This is a genomic window from Streptomyces sp. NPDC110618 (assembly GCF_055657065.1).
In genome coordinates this window covers 165,773-182,807 of record NZ_JBVKBN010000003.1, presented here as the reverse complement: position 1 = coordinate 182,807, position 17,035 = coordinate 165,773, and the positions used below count along the sequence as shown (strand labels likewise).

General features: G+C 73.0%; 10 protein-coding genes and 1 riboswitch. All 10 genes read left to right on the top strand.

Annotation, left to right across the window (positions count from 1 at the left end):
- Nucleotides 1–8: 8 nt before the first annotated feature.
- The 10 genes from ACZ7L7_RS07350 to ACZ7L7_RS07305 all read left to right on the top strand — a co-directional run bounded on the left by ACZ7L7_RS07350 (nt 9) and on the right by ACZ7L7_RS07305 (nt 17,021).
- Entirely contained in the window at nt 9–1,352 is a 1,344-nt protein-coding gene (locus ACZ7L7_RS07350; RefSeq protein WP_471592210.1) for a condensation domain-containing protein, read from the top strand.
- Nucleotides 1,349–5,137, top strand: coding sequence for an amino acid adenylation domain-containing protein (locus ACZ7L7_RS07345; protein WP_472075216.1), 3,789 nt, complete (start codon nt 1,349–1,351; stop codon nt 5,135–5,137). Before ACZ7L7_RS07350 ends, ACZ7L7_RS07345 begins: the two co-directional genes overlap by 4 nt.
- Entirely contained in the window at nt 5,134–10,029 is a 4,896-nt protein-coding gene (locus tag ACZ7L7_RS07340; RefSeq protein ID WP_472075214.1) for an amino acid adenylation domain-containing protein, read from the top strand. Before ACZ7L7_RS07345 ends, ACZ7L7_RS07340 begins: the two co-directional genes overlap by 4 nt.
- Before the next feature lie 110 nt (nt 10,030–10,139).
- Nucleotides 10,140–10,268: riboswitch (FMN riboswitch) on the top strand.
- 120 nt (nt 10,269–10,388) lie between these two features.
- Entirely contained in the window at nt 10,389–11,048 is a 660-nt protein-coding gene (gene ribB, locus ACZ7L7_RS07335) for a 3,4-dihydroxy-2-butanone-4-phosphate synthase (protein WP_285512184.1), read from the top strand.
- 49 nt (nt 11,049–11,097) lie between these two features.
- Entirely contained in the window at nt 11,098–12,006 is a 909-nt protein-coding gene (locus ACZ7L7_RS07330; RefSeq protein WP_472075212.1) for a hypothetical protein, read from the top strand.
- Nucleotides 12,007–13,215: a cytochrome P450 gene (locus ACZ7L7_RS07325; RefSeq protein ID WP_453599475.1), complete on the top strand. Its 1,209-nt coding sequence runs from the start codon at nt 12,007–12,009 to the stop codon at nt 13,213–13,215.
- 19 nt (nt 13,216–13,234) lie between these two features.
- On the top strand, nt 13,235–14,857 hold the full coding sequence (locus ACZ7L7_RS07320; RefSeq protein WP_472075210.1) for a hypothetical protein: 1,623 nt from the start codon (nt 13,235–13,237) through the stop codon (nt 14,855–14,857).
- Nucleotides 14,858–14,882: 25 nt separating this feature from the next.
- Nucleotides 14,883–15,149, top strand: coding sequence for an acyl carrier protein (locus tag ACZ7L7_RS07315; protein ID WP_285512180.1), 267 nt, complete (start codon nt 14,883–14,885; stop codon nt 15,147–15,149).
- 19 nt (nt 15,150–15,168) lie between these two features.
- Nucleotides 15,169–16,029, top strand: coding sequence for a class I SAM-dependent methyltransferase (locus tag ACZ7L7_RS07310; RefSeq protein ID WP_285512179.1), 861 nt, complete (start codon nt 15,169–15,171; stop codon nt 16,027–16,029).
- A complete protein-coding gene (locus ACZ7L7_RS07305; RefSeq protein WP_471430578.1) occupies nt 16,026–17,021 on the top strand; it encodes a phosphotransferase in 996 nt (331 codons plus the stop codon). Before ACZ7L7_RS07310 ends, ACZ7L7_RS07305 begins: the two co-directional genes overlap by 4 nt.
- Nucleotides 17,022–17,035: the final 14 nt, after the last annotated feature.

Here is a 17,035-nt window from a genome sequence, read left to right as displayed (position 1 = left end):
AAAGGGACATGACCACCACGCCGGCCGACCGCGCCCCCCTGACCTACGGCCAGCTCTCCGTGCGACGCGTCATGACCGACTGGCCGCTCGACCGCTGGCCCGAGACCTACCTCAGCACGGTCGTCCCCGTACCGCACGGGCGCACGCTCACCGACGTGGCAACGGCCCTGCACACCCTCTGCGCCCGCCACGAGTCACTGCGCACACGGTTCGTCGACCAGGAGCAGCACGTGCTGCCCGTCGCCGACGACGTGGACGTGACGGTCGTCGACCAGCCCGGCGCCACCCGGAGCGCGGCGGAGGCGGCCGGACGCGAACAGGCCCGCCAACCCTTCGACCGGGAGCGGGAGTTCGCACGCCGCTTCACCGTGGTCACCGACGGCGGACGCCCGGTGTACGCGGTGATCGTCGTCGACCACATCGTGGCCGACGGCTACGGACTGGCTCGGCTGCGCGCCGAAGCCGCGGCGCTGCTCGGCTCCGCCGACCCCGACGGCAGACAACTCCTCGACGAAACCCCGCCCCAGCCCCGCGACTTGGCCCGCCTCCAGCGCTCCGCCGCCCAACTCCCGCGCCGCGAGGCAGCCCTGGACTACTGGCGCCAACTGCTGCGCACCCTGCCGAAGGACCTGTTCCCGGCGCCGGACGAGGCCGGACACCACCCCGGCCGGATCGAGGCGATCCTCCACTCGCCCGGCGCCCGCTCCGCCCTCGGCACGTCCGCAGGCCGGCTGGGCGTCCCACCGCAGGCCGTGCTCCTCGCCCTCACCTCCCTCGCCACCGCCGCCGTGACCGGCGGCGAACAGGTCGTCCACACCCTCCAGTCGAGCAACCGGTTCACCGCGCCCTGGCGCTCCATCGTCAGCTCCATGAACCAGTACGTGCCTCTCCCGCTGGAACCCGGAGCCACTCCCTTCGCGCGGTACGCCCGGCACGTCCACGGCGCCGCCCTGAAGGCGTACCGCCTCGGCACGTACGACATAGACAGCGTCACCGACCTGGTGCGCGGTGAACGCGGCATCACGCTCGGCTTCGACCACTTCTTCAACTTCATGGCCCACGACGTGCCCAGCGGGCCGACAGCGCCGGACCGCGGACCCGGGTGGATCGAGACGACCACTCCCCACCGGCAGATCGGCCCCCGCCTGGACGTCAAGGTCCGCGGTGGCTCCGACATGCCCCTCGTCGTCCGCGCCGACCCCGCGCTCCTGCCCCGCCCCGCTCTGCACGCACTGCTCGCCTGGTACGACGACGCACTCCACCGCCTGTCCACCGACAGCGGCCCGGGAACCACGACCGACGCGCTGCTGGACAGCTGCCGCACCGCCGTCACCCGCGAGGCCCGCTCATGACGGACCTGCCCCTGTCCCACGCCCAACGACGCCTGTGGTTCCTGGCACACATCGGCGCCGGGGGAGCGGCGTACCACCTCGCGGCGGCCGTACGGCTGACCGGACCCGTCAGCGTGCCGGCACTCGGCGAGGCGCTGACCGACGTCGCCGAACGGCACGAGCCACTGCGCACGGTCTACACCGAGGAACCCCGTCAGGTGATCCTCGAACCGGCCGCGGCCCGGCCCGAGTTGAGGGTGGCCGCCGTATCCGCCGACGGGCTGGACCCGGCGGTACGGGCCGTGACCGAGGAGCCTTTCCGGCCGGCGGAACGTCCGCCCTTCCGCGCCACGCTGTTCGAGGTGGGCCCGGAGGACCACGTTCTCGTCCTCGCGGCCCATCACATAGCCGTCGACGGCTGGTCGATCCCCGTCCTCCTGCGCGATCTGGGCACGGCCTACCGCTCCCGCGCCGCCGGCCGGTCCGGACCCGACTGGGCCGAACTCCCCGTGCGCTACAGCGACTACACCCTGTGGCAGCGCGAACTGCTCGGCGATCCGGCCGACCCGCGCAGCCTGCGGTCCCGCCAGACCGCGTACTGGACCCGCACCCTGGCCGACCTCCCGGACACCCCCTCCCTGCCCACCGACCGCCCTCGCCCCGCGACCGCCCGGTACCGCGCGGCCCGCACCCCCCTGACCTGCGACCCCGACCGCTACCGGGCCCTGCTCCGCCTCGCCCGCGAGCACCGCTGCACCCCCTTCATGGCGGTCCACGCCCTCCTCGCCGTCCTGCTCGCCCGCCTCGGAGGCGGCGACGACAGCGTGCTGGGGGCAGCGGTCTCGGGGCGTACCGAGGAACCCATGGCCGATCTGGTCGGCTTCTTCGTCAACACGCTCGTCCTGCGTACCGACCTCTCCGGCGACCCGTCCTTCCGGCAGGTGCTCGACCGGGTCCGCGAGGTGGACCTGGACGCCTACGCCCACCAGGACCTGCCCTTCGACCTCCTCGTCGAGGCCCTCAACCCCAGCCGCTCCCTCTCCCGCCACCCCCTGTTCCAGGTCCTGCTCGCCTTCGAGAGCCACGGCCCCGCCCAGCTGGACTTCGGCGCCGTCCGCGCCGTCCGGTACCCCGTCGACGGGCCGCCCGCCGCCAAGGTGGACCTCACCTTCCAACTGGAGGAGAACAACGGTCTCACCGGCTACCTGGAGTACGACACCGACCTCTTCGACCAGGACACCGCCGACGCGGTCGTCACCCGGCTCGGCCTCCTCGTCGACGCGGTGCTCGCCCAACCGGACCGCCCGGTGGGGGAGTTCGACCTGCGCACACCGGACGAGCCGATCACCACGGGGGACACCGTCGACCTCGGTCCGGTCACCACCCTCCCGCAGTCCCTCGCGGACCGGGCCGCCCGCACCCCGCACGCGACCGCGGTCGTGTGCGGCAGGACCACGCTGACGTACACCGAACTGCACGCACGGGCCGATGAACTGGCCGCGAAACTCGGCGAATCGGGTACGGCCCCCGGAGGCATCGTCGCGGTCGCCCTGCCCCGCTCCCTCGACTTCGTGGTCGCGGTCCTCGCCGTCCTGAAGGCGGGCTGCGCCTACCTCCCCGTGGACCCCGACCTGCCCCGCGCCCGCGTCGACGACATGCTGGCCGAGGCGAGGCCCGTGGGCGTACTCACCGAGGACGGGTTGCGCCTGATGAACCCGGCCCGGCGGACGGGCGCGCCCCTGCGGCCCGAGCATCCGGCGTACGTCATCCACACCTCCGGCTCCACCGGACGCCCCAAGGGAGTCGTCGTCCCGCACGCCGCGATCGACAACCGGCTGAAGTGGATGCAGGCCGCCTACCCCCTCGAACCCGGCGACCGGGTACTGCACAAGACCCCCGCCGGATTCGACGTGTCGGTGTGGGAGCTGTTCTGGCCGCTGCGCGAAGGGGCGGTCCTGGTCGTGGCCGGACCCGACGAGCACCGCGACCCGGCGCGGCTCGCCCGCACCGTCCGCGAACACGGGGTGACCGTCGCCCACTTTGTGCCCTCTGTGCTCGACCTGTTCCTCGGCGAGCCCGAGGCCGCCCACTGCACCGGCCTGCGGCGGGTGTTCGCCAGCGGGGAGGCACTGCCCGAGGCGACGGCCCGTCGGTTCCACGAGACCTTGCCCAAGGTGTCCCTGGTGAACCTGTACGGCCCCACGGAAGCGGCCGTGGACGTCACCCACCACCCCTGCCACCCTGACGACGACGGACCGGTGCCCATCGGGCTGCCCGTCGCCAACACCCGTACCTACGTGCTCGACAAGTCGCTGCGCCCCTGCCCGCCCGGTGTCCCGGGAGAGCTGTACCTCGCCGGCGTGCAGCTCGCCGACGGCTATCTGCGCCGCCCGGCCCTGTCCGCCACCCGCTTCGTCGCCGACCCCTACGGCCCGCCCGGCACCCGCATGTACCGCACCGGTGACATCGTCCGCCGCCGGCGGGACGGTGTGCTGCTCTACCAGGGCCGCGAGGACCAGCAGATCAAACTGCGCGGGCAGCGACTGGAGCTGGGCGAGATCGAGAGCCTGCTGCGGGCCGAGGAGAGTGTGGGGAGCTGCTGTGCCGTATTCCAGCCGGACCAGCAGCGGCTGATCGCGTACGTCACCCCAGGAGGGGCCCGGCCACCCGACCCGGAGCGGCTGCGCGCGAAGCTGGCCGAACGGCTGCCCGCCGCGGCGGTGCCCGGCGCCGTCGTCGTACTCGACCGGCTGCCGCTGACCCGCAACGGCAAGCTCGACCGGACGGCGCTGCCGCTGCCGGCACCGCCCACGCGCGGGACGGCACCGGGCAGCGCGCCCCGCACCCCCCGCGAGAAGGCCGTCGCCCGCGCCTTCGCCGAGGTGCTCGGGCTGCCCGAACCGGACCGCGACACCGACTTCTTCCTCAGCGGAGGGCACTCCCTGCTCGCGGTGACCCTCGTCCGACGGCTGCGGGAGGAACTGGGCACGGCCGTGCCCGTACGGGCCGTCTTCCGCTCGCCCACGGTGGCGGGACTGGCCGCGGACCTCGGCGCCCGCGACGGGACCGAGGAACTGCTGACACTCCGCTTCCGGGGCAGCGGCAGCCCCTTGTTCTTCGTCCATCCGGGCACCGGACTGAGCTGGTGCTACCACCGGCTCCTGGCGCCCCTGGCCACCGACCGCCCCGCCTACGCCCTGCAGGCGACCGGCCTGGCGGGTGAGCCCCAACTGCCGCACAGCATCGAGGAGATGGCGGACGACTACCTGCGCCGCATCCGACGCATCCAGCCCACCGGCCCCTACCACCTCCTCGGCTGGTCGCTCGGCGGACAGATCGCCCACGCCATGGCCGTCCGCCTGAACGCCACGGGCGAGCGGGTCGGTCTGCTCGCCCTCCTCGACAGCCATCCCACGAGCGAACCGGCCGACGAGGAGGCACTCACCCGCGAGGCCCTGCGCAACCTGTGCGACGGCCGCGTACCGGCCGCCGACGAGATCCGCACCAGCGCCCCCGCCCTGGCCGACGCGTCACCCGAACGGGTCCGGGCCGTCCTCCGCGTGGGCGTCAACAACCTGCGCCTGGCCCAGGACTTCGTCCCCGGCCGCCTCGACGGCGACCTCGTGCTGCTGACCGCGGGCCGACCCGACCCGCCGGACCTCGGCTGGAGCCGGTTCGTCAGCGGCGAGGTGACCGTCGTGCCCGTCGACTGCGGCCACTACGACCTGCTCACCACCGCCGTCGAGACCACCGGCCGCCTGCTGAGGCCGTTCCTGGCCGCCCCCGCACCGGAGGAGCCCGCGTGACCGCCGTACCCCACTTCGTGCAGCTCTGCGAGGAACAGGCCGCGCGCACCCCGGACGCCATCGCCGTCCAGAGCGGCGGGGAGACGCTGACCCACGCGGAACTCCACACCCGCGCCGACCGTCTCGCCCGCCGACTGCGTCACCAGGGTGCGGCCCCCGAAACCCTGGTGGCCGTATCCCTGCCCAGGTCCCCCCGACTGGTCGTGGCCCTGCTGGCGGTGGCGAAGGCAGGCGCCGCCTATCTGCCCCTCGACCCCGGCCATCCCCCGGCGCGCACCGCCCGCATCCTGGCGGACGCGTCCCCGGCCGTGCTGCTGACAAAATCCTGCGTACGGGGCGTCGAGGACACACCCGGCACCGAGGCACCGGCCGTCCACCCGGACCACACGGCCTACGTCATCTACACCTCCGGCTCCACCGGCCGACCCAAGGGCGTCACGGTCACCTACGGCAACCTCACCCATCTGCTGCGCACCTTCGCCGAGCGCCTGAAGCCGACCTGCGACGACCGGCTCCTCGCGGTCACCACCGTCGCCTTCGACATCGCCGCCCTGGAGATCTTCCTGCCCCTGATGACGGGCGCGCGCCTGGTCCTGGCCACCGACGACGAGCACCGTGATCCGCTGCGCCTGTCCCGGGCCGTGGCCGAGCACCGGATCACCTTGCTGCAGGCCACCCCGGCGCTGTGGCAGTCGCTGCTGGAGGCCGGACCGGAGGACCTGTCCGGGGTGCGTGCGCTCGTCGGCGGCGAGGCCCTGCACAGCGGCCTCGCCCGGGAACTGCGCGCCCGTGCCCGCGAGGTGACCAACGTCTACGGCCCCACCGAGACCACCGTCTGGTCCACCGCAGCGCCCCTCGACCGCGAGGACCGCCTGAACCGGCCGCCGATCGGAGAGCCCCTGGGCGACACCCGGGTGCATGTGCTGGACGAGCGGTTGCGTCCCATTCCGGCCGGTGGCCGGGGGGAGTTGTACATCGCGGGCGCCGGAGTGGCGCGAGGCTACCGGGGGCGCGGGGACCTGACGGCGGACCGGTTCGTGGCGGATCCGTTCGGGCACGGCGGGCGGATGTACCGGACCGGGGATGTCGTACGCCGGTGCGCGGACGGTGGTCTGGAGTTCCTGGGGCGCTCCGACTTCCAGGTCAAGGTGCGCGGCTTCCGGGTCGAGCTGGGCGAGGTCGAGGCGGCGGTCGGCGCCGTCGCGGGGGTGGCCCGGGCGGTGGCCGCCGTGCGCGCGGGACAGCGGCTGGTGGCGTACGTCGTGCCGGTGCCGGGGCACCGGGTGGTGGGGGGCGAGGTACGGCGGGCGGTGGCGGAGGCGCTGCCGGACTACATGGTGCCGTCAGCGGTCGTGGTGCTGGACGAAGGGCTCCCGCTGACCGCCAACGGCAAGGTCGACCGGGCCCGTCTGCCTGAACCCGTCTACGCGGCCTCCGCGGGCACCCCGGCCGACGAACGGGAGCGCGCCCTGTGCGCGTTGTTCGGCACGGTGCTCGGCGTCGACGGCGTCGGCCCCGAGGACGACTTCTTCGAGCTGGGCGGCCATTCCCTGCTCGCCGTCCGCCTCATGAGCAGGATCCGTGCCGACCTGGACCGCGAGGTGTCCCTGCGGGACGTCTTCGACCACCCCACCGTCCGCGAGCTGGCCGGTCGCCTCCACCACCCCGCGGCCCCGCGACCGCCCCTGGTCCCGGTACCGCGTCCGGCCCAGCTGCCGCTCTCCCACGCGCAGCGCCGTCTGTGGTTCCTGAACCGGCTGGAAGGCCCGACGGCCACCTACAACATGCCCCTCGCGATCCACCTGCGCGGCCCCCTCGACACCGCCGCCCTGCACACCGCACTCGCCTCCGCGGTGGCCCGGCACGAGGCGCTGCGGACCGTGTTCCCGGACAACGACGGAGAGCCGAGCCAGGAAGTCGTCGAGGCCGCGCTCCCGGCACTGCCGATCGTGGCCCCCGGCGAGGCGAGTGCCGACTTCCTCCACCGCGGCTTCGACCTGTCCACGGAACTCCCGTGGCGAGCACGCCTGTTACACCACGCTCCGCAGGACCACGTCCTCCAGCTCGTCGTCCACCACATCGCCTGCGACGGCTGGTCCCTGGCCCCGCTCGCCCGCGACATCCTCGACGCCTACGCCCGTCGCCGCCCGCCTGCGGCACCCGTGCCGGTCCAGTACGCCGACTACACCCTCTGGCAGCACCGCCTGCTCGGCCACCCACAGGACCCCACATCCCGCTACTCCCGCCAACTGGCCTACTGGCGGCGCGCGTTGCAAGGCATCCCGGAGCAACTGGAACTCCCCTTCGACCACCCCCGATCGCCCCGGGCCTCCTACCGCGGCGCGGCCACCACCCTGGCCGTCACGCCCGCACAGCACCGCGCCCTGCACCGCCTCGCCCGCGAGTCCGGCGCCACCGTCTTCATGGCCGTACGCGCCCTCGTGGCCGCCCTCCTCACCCGGCTCGGCGCCGGAACCGACATCCCGCTGGGCGTCCCCGTCGCCGGCCGCACCGACCCGGCGCTGGACGACCTGGTGGGCTTCTTCGTCAACACGCTGGTCCTGCGCACCGACACCTCCGGGGACCCGGCCTTCCGGGAACTGCTGGCCCGCGTCCGTGCCACCGACCTCGACGGACTCGCCCACCAGGACCTGCCCTTCGAGTGCCTCGTCGAGCACCTGGCACCGCCGCGCTCCACCGCCCGCCACCCCCTCTTCCAGGTCCTGGTGGTGAGCCAGAACAACGACCGGCCACGACTCGAACTACCGGGACTGAAGGTCGAATTGACCGAACCCGCGCTCGGCGTGGCCAAGTTCGACCTCTCCTTCAGCCTCGACGAACGGCACACCCCGGGCGGCGAACCCGACGGCATCGGGATCACCGTCGAGTACGCCACCGACCTCTTCGAACCGCCCACGATCGAGCGCGTCAAGGGACACCTGCTCCGCCTGCTGGACGCGGTCCTCGCCGACCCCGAAGCGCCCCTCGGCCGCCTGGACATCCTCTCCGCCCACGAGCGGCACCAGGTGCTGGTGGAGTGGAACACCACCGACCGGGACACCCCCGCCCTCACCCTGCCCCGGATGATCGAGGCCCAGGCCGCCCGCACTCCCGACGCCGTCGCCCTGGTCCACGAGGGGCAGTCCCTCACCTACGCGGACCTCAACGCCCGCGCCAACCGCATGGCCCGGCTGCTGGCCTCCACGGGCGTGGGGCCGGAGGAGACGGTCGCGCTGTTCCTGCCGCGCTCCGTCGAACTGCTGGTGGGCCTGCTGGGCGTGGTGAAGGCCGGCGCCGCGTATCTTCCGCTGGACCCCGACTACCCGGCCGAGCGCATCGCGTACATGATCGAGGACGCCCGGCCCCTGCGCACCCTCACCCTCACCGGCACCGCGCGGCGGCTCCCGGCGACCGACGCGACCCGCACCCTCGTCCTCGACGACCCCACGGTGATCTCGGCCCTGGCCGCCCGGTCGGGCTTCGACCTCACCGACGCCGACCGCACCGCACCGCTGCGTCCCGGCCACCCCGTGTACGTCATCTACACCTCGGGCTCCACCGGGCGGCCCAAGGGCGTGGTCTTCCCCTCGGGCGCGCTGGCCAACCTGATGGCCTGGCACCACCGGACCGTCGGCGGCGGGGTGGGCACCACCACCGCACAGTTCGCGTCCCTCAGCTTCGACGCCGCCGCCCACGAGATCTTCTCCGCGCTCACCTCGGGCAAGACCCTCGCCGTCCCCCGGGACGACACCCGCAAGGACACCCGCGACCTCGTCCGCTGGCTCGCGGAGTACGAGGTGAACGAACTGTTCGCGCCGACCCCGGTCGTCGAGACCGTCGTCGACACCGCACGCGAACTCAGCACGGAACTCCCGGCGTTGACCGACATTGTGCAGGCGGGCGAGGCCCTCGTCCTGCGCCCCGCCCTGCGCGCCTTCATCACCGCCGTCCCCGGCCGCCGCCTGCACAACTTCTACGGCCCCACCGAGACCCACGTCGTCACCGCGCACACCGTCACCCGCGAGGAGCTGCGCTCGGGCGCCGGAAGCGTCCCCATCGGAGGACCGGTGTGGAACACGCGCGCCTATGTGCTCGACGACGGCCTGCGGCCGGTCCCGGCCGGGGTGTGGGGAGAGCTGTACGTGGCGGGGGAGTGCGTCGGGCGCGGCTACGGGGGCCGTGCGGGGCTCACCGCGGCCCGGTTCGTCGCCGACCCGTTCGGGCGGGGCGGGCGGATGTACCGGACGGGTGACGTCGTGCGGTGGCGGACGGACGGCGCCCTGGAGTTCGCGGGGCGCGCCGACTTCCAGGTCAAGGTGCGGGGCTTCCGGGTGGAGCTGGGGGAGGTCGAGGCGGTGGTGGGAGCCGTCGACGGGGTGAGACGGGCGGTCGCGGTGGTGCGTGAGGACCGGCCCGGCGACCGGCGGCTCGTGGCCTACGTCGTGCCCGAGGCCGGACGTGGTGTCGTCGGCGCCGAGGTCAGGCGCGCCGTCGCCGGGGTGCTGCCGGAGTACATGGTGCCGTCGGTCGTGGTCCTGGACGACGGGCTCCCGCTCACCGTGAACGGCAAGGTGGACCGGGCCCGCCTGCCCGTGCCCGACCTCGGCGCGGGCAGCAGTGGAGGCGCCCCGCGTGACAGCCGGGAGGAGACGCTGTGCCGGCTGTTCGCCGACGTGCTCGGCGTGGCGCGGGTCGGCCCCGAGGACGGCTTCTTCGACCTGGGCGGCCACTCCCTGCTCGCCGTGCGGCTCGTCGCGCGGATCCGCGCCGAGCTGGGCCACGAGGTGTCCGTTCGGGACGTGTTCGACCGCCCGACCGTACGGGCGGTGGCCGGGCGCCTGGAGGAGCCCGCCACCGCACGGCCCCTGCTCCGGCGGAGGGCGGTCACATGAGCACACGCGATATCGGCCGAGAACCGTTGTTTGTCGATGGCGCGGCCATGGAAGAGCCTGGCGGGGTGCATAGCCCTGTGGCACCATGTGACTGCCACATTCAATCCACACAACGCAAGCGGGGTTCGGTGCAATTCCGAACCGGCGGTGAAAGCCCGCGACCCGGTCGAAGCCATCGACCGGTTGACCCGATGGAATTTCGGGGCCGACGGTTAAAGTCCGGAAGGGAGTTTGCGTGTAGTGGCATTCTGGCGTACACCGGCGCGTTCACCCGGCCGGTGCGCCCTGGGTTGTCGCGCTCTTCCGCTCCCGGCCTCGCTCGCGCTGCGTGCCAGGTCGTGCCGGAAGAGGAGATGGGGATGTTCCCGCTCGAAAGCGTGGAGGAAGCCATCGACACCGTACGGGCCGGAAGGCCGGTCGTGGTGGCCGATGACAATGACCGGGAGAACGAGGGCGACCTGATCTTCGCCGCCCAGCACGCCACCCCGGAACTGCTCGCATTCATGGTGCGCCACACCTCCGGATATGTGTGCGCGCCTTTGACCCCGCAGAACTGCGACCGCCTGGAACTGCCGCCGATGCACGCGGTGAACCAGGACCGGCGCGGCACGGCATATACCGTGACCGTGGATGCCCGCGAAGGCGTCACCACCGGAATTTCCGCCGCCGACCGTGCCCACACCATCCGGCTGCTCGCCGACCCGGCCACCACGGCCGGGGACCTGTGCCGGCCGGGCCATGTGGTCCCGCTGCGGGGCGTCCCCGGCGGCGTGCTGCGCCGCACCGGGCACACCGAGGCCACCCTCGACCTCGTACGCCTGGCCGGGTGCCGCCCGGCGGGTGTGCTGTGCGAGCTGGTCAACGACGACGGCACCATGAAACGCCTGCCCGACCTGCGCCGCTTCGCCGACGAGTTCGGCCTGCCCCTGATCACCGTCGCCCAATTGGTGCAGTACCGCCGCCGGATCGGCGACACCCACGACGGCCGAGACCTGGCCCTGGGCGCCGCCGCCCGGTGACCCGGTTCGCCCCCTGAGCACCGACCCCACTCGCAGCAACGGAGGTACCGTGGAGCTTCACCGCCGCGACGCCGGCCCGGACCGGCCCCAGCGCCCCGACGAGGGCGCGGGCCTGCACATCGCCCTGATGGGCATCGACGGAGCGGGCAAGAGCACCATCGCCGTCGAACTGGCCGACACCCTGCGCGCGGGCGGCCACGAGGTGGAGATCGTCAACTTCAAACGGGCCATGGCGGGAGCCGAACCGGCCACCGCCCAGGTGCTCTCCCATGTCGCGTTCGCGGCCCTGCGCGCCCAGTACGCCGAAGCCGTCCCCGCGGACCCGGCCACCGACCTCGGGGCGCTGCTGGCCCGGGAGGACGACGCGGCGAAGTTCTCCGAGATCGAGGACGGCCTGCGCGCCGTGGACGTCGCCGCGAACCGGGCGCGGCCGCTGCTGTCCTCCGCCGTCCTGGAGATCGTCGGCGGCTTCTGGGTGCACACCTACGTGGCCTCCCGGCTGCGCGACGGGGTCGTGGTCGTCAACGACAGCTTCGGCTACAAGCACGTCCTGAAGAACGTCCTGCTCGCCCAGCGCCTGTCCGCCCCGGGTTCGCCCGAGCACACCGAGGCCCGGCGTGTCCTGGACACCGCCAGAACCCTCTTCCACGCGCTGTTCGGGCCGACGCTCGGCTACTGGGTCGACACCGACCCCCGCCTCGCCGTGCGCTGGCGGGCCGCGACCGGCGACGTGACCACCCCCTTCGAGAGCTACGGCCTGGCCGGGGAGCACGGCGACGCCTCCTTCCTCGCGATGCAGGACCACTGCCGCGACGCCTTCCGGGAAGCCGCGCACGCCTGGCAGTGGCAGACCGTCGCCCTGACGGACGTACCGAAGGAGCAGAACATCTCGGGCGCCGTCCGGCGGATCGAGCAGGACGCCCTGCGGCACCTCCGACGGGCCCGGGAAGCGCGGTAGATGCGCACCGGATACGCCACCGACCACCGGGGACTGGCCTGGCTGCACCGCAGCCTGGCCGAGGAACAGGCCGCACACGGGCTGGTCTTCAACCCCCTGCGGGACGCCTTCCAGCGGGACCCCGAACGGGTCTACGCCGAGTTACGGCACCGCAGCCCGGTCCACCGCAGCCGCCTGCTGGACTGCTGGGTCGTCACCCGGTACGCCGACATCGCCCGCGTCCTGCGCGAGCACACCCTCTTCCGCAGCAGCCCCGACACCACCACCCAGGACCTCGTCGACCCCTACGTCACCCTCGACCCGGGCCGGCCGTCCCTGTTCATGCTGGACCCGCCCGACCACACCCGGCTGCGCGGCGCCGTCCGCGAGGCGTTCGCGCCCGAGGCGCTGCGACGGCTGACCCCGCGTCTGGAGGACTGCGTCCGCGAGGTGGTGACCGCCCTCGGGCGCCCCGGCGACCGGGTCGACCTGGTCGCCGGTTTCGCCACGGTGCTACCGCTGCGCGTCCTCGACCTGCTCACCGGGCTCGACCTGCACACCGTGCCCCGCGTCACCGGCTGGGTCGACCGCATCGTCAGCGGCCTGGAGCCGATAGCCACCGTACGGACCGCCGAACAGGCCCTGGCCGCCTACCGGGAACTCGGCGCCTGCCTTGACGAGCGCCTTGCGGCACCCGCCCGCGAGGGCACGCTCCACCGGTCCCTGACCCGGGATGTCGAGGCGGGACGGCTGAGCGACGCGGAGGCAAGGCAACTGCTGATGTTCCTGGTCCTCGCCGGGACCAGGACCGTCTCCGACTTCCTCGCCGGCGCCGCCCGGGAGCTGGCCGCGCTGCCGCCCGGTGCGCCCCAACGGCGGTGCGTGGACAGCGCGTTGGTGGACGATCTCATCGCGCGCACCTCGCCGGTCCAGATCGTGGCCCGCACCGCTGCCGCCGCGACGGTCGTGGGCGGCCGGAACATCAGCGCCGGGGACCGCCTGCTCCTGGTGCTCGCCTCCGCCAACCGCGACCCCGACCGGACCGGCCGGGAGCTGGCCTTCGGCGGGGGCATCCACCGCTGCGTGGGGGCACGCCTGGCCCGGCTGGAGGGCAGGGCGGCGCTGTCGTGCCTGCTGGCGACGTTCCCAGGGATGCGGCCGGTCGAGGCCGTGCCCGCGCGCCGGTGCGTCACCCTGCGCGGCTGGGACCGCGTGATCGTGCACTTATGAGTCAACCCCGGGAGGGAACGTGCTGGATCTGGCAAGGGAACTGGAGATCGCACGGGCCGTGGCCGCCCGGCTCCGGCAGCGGGGCCGGTTCGCGGACGACGACTGCGTCATGCTGATCGGCTCCTCGGTGTCCGGCTTCGGCCACGCCCGCTCCGACCTCGACCTGCTCGTCTCCGGCAGTACGACCGGACGGCTGCCGATGCACTCCTTCCACGAGGGCCGACGGGTCGACGTGGACTTCCTCTACCCCAGCGCCTGGGAGGAGACCAAGGGCTGGGTCAACACCTGGGCCCGCGCCGTCGACCAGCCCTACCAGGGCCGTACACCGCCGCCCGTGGACGACCGCGAATGGTGGGCGGACCATCTGTGGCTCTACGACCGGGTGGTCAACAGCGTCCCCCTCACCGAGGAGACCACCGCCGAGTTCCTCAAGGACAGTTCGGCCGACCTCCTCTCGGCCGCCATCCACAACTACTCCCGCGCCCTGTGCCTGCGCATGGCCGGGCGAGCCGGGGTGCACCTGCGCTCGGGCGACCTCGCCGCCGGGTCCCAGTACCTGTGCGAGGCACTGCTCGCCGCCGTCGAAGGCGTCGCGGCCGCTCGCGGCATCACCTTCGTCAGCGACCGGACCGTCCTGGAGAAGGGCCTCCGGGCACAGGGCCCCGACGACCCGTGGGACGCCGCCCACGTCGAGCGGCTCTTCAACGACCTGATGCGCCGCGCCTGGGGCACCGGCCCCGACCGGAGCGCCGAGGTACCCGCCGTACTGGAGGCCCTCCTCGGCGGCGAGTTCGGCGAGGAGCTCAAGGCGAGCACCGCCGGCCTGCCACCGGACGGACACCTGCGGCTCGACCCGGCGCCGGGCTGGAAGGCCCAAGTGGCGGGCGGCGAGGGCTTCCTGTTACGCCCGGACCGCTCGCTGTACGCCACCAGCCCCGCCGTCGCACGTTTCGTCATGGACCTCGGAGGAGTTCAGACGCTGGCCCGTCCCGTCGCCGCCGAACTCCTCGCCACCGGCGCCGCGGTCGTCGCGCCCGACGGCCGCGCCGTTCCCGCCGTCCACCGCACCGCCGAGCACCCGCCGCTGTCCGAGGTGTGCACGGCACCGGTCGCGCCCAGCCCGGAAGCCTGGGTGTCGTGCCGGATCGCCGCCAACTGGTACGCGATGACCGTGTGGAGCCTCTCCGACGATCTGCACGGCGCCGTCGAGAGCGGCCACCGCAACCGCGTGCTGCCCATCCTGCGCAAGGCGGAGATCTACCTGCGCATGATGGCCGTCGCCCTCAAGAGCGTGCGCAGCCAGGTCGGCCGCAACACCGCCATGGACCTCCAGGGCAGCGCCCTCGGCGACGGCTTCCACGAACTGCTCGACCTCGCGGGCAGCGAGCGGCCCGAGGACTTCCAACGGGTGCCGGAGCGTGCGGTCGCCGTGTTCGGCGCCGTGATGGAGGCGTGCGGGATGCCCGCGCGCGCCGACATGTTCGAGACCAACCGGGGCTTCATGAAGCAGGTCGCCGACGTACGCGTGTGGTTCAGGGTCTCCGAAGGACTCGGCATCCCCGTCGAGGCACCGCCCACGCTTCTCGCCAAGGGCGGCGACGCCGCACCCGGAAGCTCCTCCGTCATCGCCGATCCGTCATGACAGCCAGAGCAGAGGGAGACACAGTGTGACTACCGTTCTCGACCGGGTGACCCAGATCCTCGTCTCCCATCTCGGCGTGGACGAAGGGCAGGTGACACCCGACACCGGCTTCAAGGAACTCGGCATGGACTCCCTCGACCTGGTGGAGATCATCATCCGCTTCGAGGAGGAGTTCGCCGGAGAGGCCGACACCGGCGAGGAGTTCGAGATCTCCGACGACCAGGCCAAGCAGATCGCGACCGTCCAGGACGCGGTCGCCTACCTCAAGTCCCGTGGCATACAGGACCGTTAGGCCCAAAGGGAGCGCGCGCATGGGAAGCCCGAGCGAAACCGCGGAGCTGACGGAGTTCTTCACCAGGGTGCTCGGCGGGGAGTGGCACCTGTACTCCTCCCACATCCTCGGCCACGCGACCGAGACCGAGAACCAGGAGGCCAAACTCGACCTGATCGCCGGCCTGATGCACCTGCGGCCCGGCGCCCGGGTCCTCGACATCGGCTGCGGCTGGGGAGGCTCACTCACCTACCTCGCCGCCCGGTACGGCGTCACCGGTGTCGGGATCTCCCTCGTGCCGCAGCAGTGCGCCTACGCCAACCGGCGCGCCGAACGCCACGGCGTCCCACTGGAGTTCCGGCCCAGTCACTGGCAGGACTTCGACACCGACGAACCGTTCGACGCGGTGATGACGACCGGCGTCGTCGTCCACTTCCCCAGCCTCCTCGACTACTTCGTCCGTGCCGGGCAGTGGCTGCGGCCCGGCGGGATCATCCTCAACGAGGAGATGCACCTGCTGTCGGCGGACGCCTCGGCGCACCGTGCCACCCGCGCCCTGGCCGCCCTGGACGACGTACGAAGGAAGGGCCGTGAGGCCGGGGGCCGCCTGGTGGTGGACGAAGAGGGCAACTACGTCACTCTCGACGAGGAGAGAGACCTGCTGCGCCGGGCGGGTTTCGAGATCGAGCAGGTGGTGCCGCTGTCGATGGCCGACTACCAGAAGACGGTGGAGGGCTGGATCGACAACTGCGAGCGTCTGGAGCCCGAACTGACCGAGCTGACGGGCCGGGACGTCTACCGCTGGTACCGGCTCTACTTCCGGCTCTTCCGCCGTCTGATCGACGACCGCGCCATGCGCCTGGACGTGGTCACCGCACGGGTGCCGAACGACAACCCGTGACCGACGCCCTCCCCGAGCCGGTCCGCGCCGCCCTGGCGACGACGTTCCCACGGCACCGTGTCGTGGGCGTCGCCCCGGTGGCCCGGCCCGGCCGGATGGCGGAGAGCGCCCGGGTACGGCTGGAGGGCGGCGACGGCACGCGGAGCACGGTGTTCGCCAAGTGGCCGTCGCGGCACGGCCGGATCCGCCGGATCGCCCGCCAGTCCGGCGCCTACCAACGGGAGGTGATGTTCTACCGGCACCTCGCCGGGGACTGCGGGACGAGCGTGCCACGGCTGCTCCACGGCTCCCACGACCCCGGTACCGACGCCTTCGTCCTGCTCCTGGAGGACCTCGGCGACGCCCGGCCCGGCGACGACGCCCAGGGCTCGGTAGCCGATGTCCGGCGCGCCCTGCGGACCGTCGCCGGCCTGCACGCCCGCTGGGCGACCGGCGTCGACAAGGTGCCATGGCTGCCCGCCGGGTGCGGTCCCCGGACCCGGCGCTACACCCGGTTCGAACTGGACCGGATCGCCCGCGCCGCCGCCCGGGGACGCCTCGTCCACGGCCGCCCCCTGCTCCCGCTGCTCGCCGCACTGACCGACCGGCTCGACGAGTTCTTCACCCGCCTCGCCCAGGACCCGAGCACCGTCATCCACGGCGACCTCCACCTGGACCAGGTGCTCCTCCCGCAGTCGCCCGACGCCGTCCTCGTGGACTGGCAGCTCGTGCAGCGCGGCAGCCCCGGCCTGGACGTGGCACGGCTCGTCGTCCTGGGCCTGACGCCCGAACAGCGGCGCAGACACGAGTCACGGCTGCTGGAGACCTACGGCGGCCTTCCCCGCGACGCCTATCGCAGGGGGATCGTCTGGACGGCTCTCATGAACACCTCGTACGCCCTGGCGCGCGGCCCGGACACCGGGGCGCGCGGCTTCGACGACGTGATGTTCGGGCGGGTCGCGGCAGCCGCCGCCGACCACGGTCTGCTGACGGGAGGCGCGCTCACGCGATGAGTGAGCGTGGCCTC

Bases quoted from the DNA above. Each gene is read 5' to 3' on its own strand.
- ACZ7L7_RS07310 (WP_285512179.1), top strand. From the start codon at position 15,169: ATGGGAAGCCCGAGCGAAACCGCGGAGCTGACGGAGTTCTTCACCAGG.
- ACZ7L7_RS07345 (WP_472075216.1), top strand. From the start codon at position 1,349: ATGACGGACCTGCCCCTGTCCCACGCCCAACGACGCCTGTGGTTCCTG.
- ACZ7L7_RS07325 (WP_453599475.1), top strand. From the start codon at position 12,007: ATGCGCACCGGATACGCCACCGACCACCGGGGACTGGCCTGGCTGCAC.
- ACZ7L7_RS07350 (WP_471592210.1), top strand. From the start codon at position 9: ATGACCACCACGCCGGCCGACCGCGCCCCCCTGACCTACGGCCAGCTC.
- ribB (WP_285512184.1), top strand. From the start codon at position 10,389: ATGTTCCCGCTCGAAAGCGTGGAGGAAGCCATCGACACCGTACGGGCC.